3 protein-coding genes and 1 pseudogene are annotated in these 4,384 nt (G+C 62.1%); 2 read left to right on the top strand and 2 right to left on the bottom strand.

The genetic code is table 11. The features are described from left to right. Positions 1-467: 467 nt before the first annotated feature. Positions 468-743, bottom strand: coding sequence for a hypothetical protein (locus AC0NZN_RS18285; RefSeq protein ID WP_474593755.1), 276 nt, complete (start codon positions 741-743; stop codon positions 468-470). Between the two features lie 269 nt (positions 744-1,012). Beyond that, positions 1,013-2,169, bottom strand: a pseudogene (locus AC0NZN_RS18290) (IS3 family transposase). A 361-nt stretch (positions 2,170-2,530) separates the two neighbouring features. Here AC0NZN_RS18290 and AC0NZN_RS18295 point away from each other — a divergent pair. Beyond that, a complete protein-coding gene (locus AC0NZN_RS18295) occupies positions 2,531-3,286 on the top strand; it encodes a hypothetical protein (RefSeq protein WP_474593756.1) in 756 nt (251 codons plus the stop codon). 85 nt (positions 3,287-3,371) lie between these two features. Continuing rightward, positions 3,372-4,124 carry a hypothetical protein gene (locus AC0NZN_RS18300; protein ID WP_474593757.1) on the top strand — a complete coding sequence of 251 codons (753 nt, stop codon included), beginning with the start codon at positions 3,372-3,374 and terminating at the stop codon, positions 4,122-4,124. Positions 4,125-4,384 lie beyond the last annotated feature (260 nt).

Raw genomic sequence — 4,384 nt, forward strand, 5'->3', positions numbered from 1 at the left:
GACGACGCGCTCGACCTGGTTCGCGAAGGCGAAGCATTCCGCGTCGAGTTCAACGAGATCAGGCCCCACGAGCACCTCGCCTGGAACCGGCCCCGCGACGTGCACCTCGGCCACGCCGACCCGACGATCCCCACCTTCGAACGCGACCAAATCCTGCCAACTACTTGACGCGGGACAACCGCACCCAACCTCCGTCAGGTTCGGGATACCGCGACGCGCAGAGACGCTGCTGACATCGAGCGTTCGCGCGCAGTGATGTCCGTGGAAGCGACTTCGCACAGGTTCAAGTCCCGTTGCTCACAAAGTATGGCGCGATTGAGGACCGCTCACGTGCAGTGTGCGCAGGAGGATCGTCCGGTCGGGTTGTCAGTCCGGCGTCATTGTGTTGAGGAAGGCAGTAGGCCGGCAGGAACGCGCACCCGGATGGCGAGGGCGGGGCACTTCCCGCGAACTAGCTGTCCGGCCCACTAGGCCGTGTTGCCGAGGCGCTCGTCCAGCTCGGCGAGATGGGACCGGAGTTGTGTGGTGCCAAGCGGTGTGAATCGTCTCACCTGCATGTTCATCACCGCGCTTGCCTGGAGTTCACTGTAGTCAAAGGCGACCATGAGAGACCTCTCGAGTGCCGAGCTGTCCCCGTCCACGGTGGCACAGATCTCAAGCACATCGATGGCGTGCTCGGCAGCGTGAAGCATCGCCGCGATGGTTTCTCTCTGGAGACGCAGAGTTCGCAGATCTTCACCCATAGCAGAACTCTATTCATCCCAGCGAGGAGACGACCCACCATGAGTACGCGAAAGGACCTTGTCACGGGATGTCTCTGCCCTGTCAGACTTCGCCCGCTGCGGTCTTCGATCCATTGAAGTCTTAGTGCAAACGGTGTATTTATGAACTTGTCTGGGAATTCCCTGGACACTGGTCAAACCCGGAGGAAGCATGAAGTTGAGGAAGGGGACTGCTGCACGGATAGGTGACAGGTTGACCTGACCCACGGATTCGGTTCCAGTACGGGTCGCTAACTCGCGGCGGGGATGTCGTTGACTTCGAGTGTCTCGTATTCGATCGGGGTGCGGTAGCCGAGGGCGGAGTGCCGGCGCTGACGGTTGTGGAAGATCTCGATGTACTCGAAGATCGCGTTGGCGAGTTCGACTCTGGTCTTCCACGTCTTCCGGTTCAGCAGTTCGATCTGCATGGACGACCAGAAGCTCTCCATCATCGCGTTATCGAGCCCATCGCCTACCGACCCGAACGACGGCAGCAGGCCTGCTGAGCGGATCTTCTCCCCGAAGAGCCACGAGGTGAATTGCGTTCCATGATCCGCATGCACGATCCCGCCCGGTGCTGGACGCCGATTCCGGATGGCCATGTCGAGCGCGTTGATGACCAGCGTGGTGTCCTGCTTTGAGTCGATCGACCAGCCGATGATGCGGCGGCTGTAGGCGTCGAGGACCGCGGCGCAGTAGACCCAACCCTCGCGCGTGCGGTGCTGCGTGATGTCCGTGACCCAGAGCTCGTTCGGACGCGGGCGGGCGAACTTGCGGTTCACGAGGTCATCGGCCGTCACGATGCCGCGGAGGCGCTTGGTGCGGATCGGGCCGGGGAGCCCGTAGATTCCGGCCAGACGCATCAGTTTGTGCACCGTCCGCTCGCTAACGGCGACACCCATGGCCATGGTCAGCTCGGCGTGGACGCGGCGGTATCCGTAGGTGCCGCGTGAGGTGACGTGCACTTCCCGGATGAGCCCGGTCAGCCACTGTCTGCGCAGTTCGGACTGGGTCAAGGGTTTGCGCTTGACGCGGTAATAGTGCTGTCTGGCGACCCCGAGGACGCGGCAGCTGCGGTCGATCGGGATCCCGGCGTCGGCGAGTCGGTCGATCACCGGGAAGAGTCTTTTGGGCGGGGGCGCTCCTCGTCGAGGAACTTCGCCGCCTGCCGGACGATCAGCAGCTCGGTCTCGAGCTCGCGGATGCGGCGTCTCGCGGCGCGCAGCTCAGCTGATTCCGCCGACGGGACACCGGGCCGGCGGCCGTTGTCGATGTCGTCCTGACGGATCCAGTTCGACAGCGTGACAGGGTGGATGCCGAGTTCCACGGCGGTCTGCTTTGCCTGTCTGCCGGCACGCACGAGCGCGACAGCGCGAGCACGAAACTCCGGTGGGTAGGGACGTGGCATGAGGATGAGCCTTCCGGATCAGGCCACCAGTTAGCCACCGAAACTGGAACCCTTTCCGTGGGGCAGGTCAAACTGGAACCCTTTCCGTGGGGCAGGTCAAGATGTCACCTACTCGTGCAGCAGTCCCCTTTCAGTTGACACTGGCTCGTAGTTGTACCTCAACGTGAGCCACGTACTCTCATCGTAACCTCATCGTCAAGGCTGGCCCGTCTAACAACGGGCCAGCCTTGACGCGACCTTTATTGGAAATGCCAATAGCTCTACTGGGCAGCATCACGCACCGCCACTTCGTATTCGTGAACGCGGATGGTCCGAGGCGCGTCGAAGCGCGCTCGAGCGCATACCGCGTAGTGCGGCTCGGATGACGGTGCTGCTTGTCTGCCGGACTGTTATTCGAGAGGCTCGAAGCATGGAAATTTTGGGATCCTTGTCCCCGGACGCGCCTGACCCGATGCAGGAACTGAGGCAAAGGATTAGGGAGCTCGATTTCCTCGTAATGGGATTCGCTCCCCAGCCTTCCCTCGAAGACTCCGCTTACGGGATCCGCGAGACGCGAGACGACAATGTTCTGAGAAGCGTCTCGGTTAGTGTGACCTATACACTCTGGAACGATCTAGAGGACCCGGCAGATGATGGCCCCGTGTCGAGACCCGAAGAGCCGGAGCAGGCAGATCCCATGGCCGCAACAGACCCAGCTCGCCCGGCTTGGTTCACCGATGGGCTGCGGCGTATGCGATACCCACAGCTTTGGGAGGTGATCCGCACGACTTGGAGTCAGGAAGAACAAGATGACAGCGTGCTATCGCACCAGCTTGCGGACCACGCCAATTACATCCTCATGAATCGATTTGCTGAAAAGTTGGACCACACCTCCGACAGGAGAGAAGAGCAGACGTGGAGGGCCTCGAGTTCATCGGTAGGCAGGTCAGCATCCATCGTCGTCGATGGCACCGAGGTGGCGGCGTTCGAACTCGACACCGATCCGTTGGTCTACGGAATTGGAATTCCGCTCGACCGCAACCGTGTCGCCACGGTGGTAATCTCCCGCGAGCATCTGCCATATATACGCATGGAGTTGCGCAGCCTGAGCCGCGCGGACGTCGGTGACGACAAGTAGCTAGACGCGAGCAAGCCACGCGCCTGAGACGCCTCTCAAGCTTTCGCACCACGGCTTTGTTCTCATCACCAGATACGTTGTGCCTGTGGCGGATCCTCACCTCTCAAACCCGGCCGGGCGACTGCTGCTGTTCATCCAGTCGACAGCGGGCGGACAAGTTCCATGCCGGACCCACTGGGCGCGGTACCTCGGCACGGACCCCGAGGACTGGCCGCAGTTCCTTCCAGCGATGTCTGAAGTCATTCAACTGCCGGGAGAGATTGAGCGCGTTGCGACGGAAGCACCTTCGTTACCGGTTCCGATTGGCTTGCTCATCCGGCCCGCGGGGAAGGCCCGGGATCTGCTCGGCGGCGATCCCACCGGCAATGGCGCGGCTAGTTCCTTCATGGACCGGGTGAAGGACCTGTCGCTCATCAGCGATCTCGAATACGCAAGCGCGATCCTCGCCGGCCTCCCGACAGCGACCGCAGCAATCGAGACCGACACCATTCAAAGAATCCGCGATATCGCCAACGAACTCGCCCAGATGGTCACCGATGACGAGTCCCTGGAATCGGACGTCCGAGAGGCGTTGCTTCGATTCGCTCACCGGCTCACACGAGCGGCGGACCTCTACAAGGTTGCCGGACCGCAGGCCCTCATCGATGAGATCGACCGGTTCTACGTAGAAGCCACACGCAAGGATGTGCCGCGGCGTGCCAGCGCGGCCTGGCAGAAGGCGCAGGAGGTCGCCGGCATCGTGCTAATGGCGGTCGGACTCTTCACGGCGGGTGCCGACACCGGCAACGCCCTCGCGACCTACGCCGGCGTCATACGCCAGATCACCACCGGGCAATGAGGCGAGCTCGGTAGCGCTGGCTTAGGCCCACGCGTCCGCGCGCTCCTTCAGATGTGTGCAGGCGCCTTGCCAAATCCAACACTTCAGGATCTCGCCGTCGACGTCGACCTGAACACCGACGGCATCTTGGGTCCAGCTGTCCCGCGTCAAGCTTTCTGGCAGGCCGGTTGTGAGGGCATGATCGGCGTGTGAGTCCCAGGAGGTGACTGATGGGCAGACCGCCGGTGATCCCGCCGGATGTGAAGACCCGGATCGTGCTG

Source organism: Microbacterium sp. sgz311019 (genome assembly GCF_056135325.1).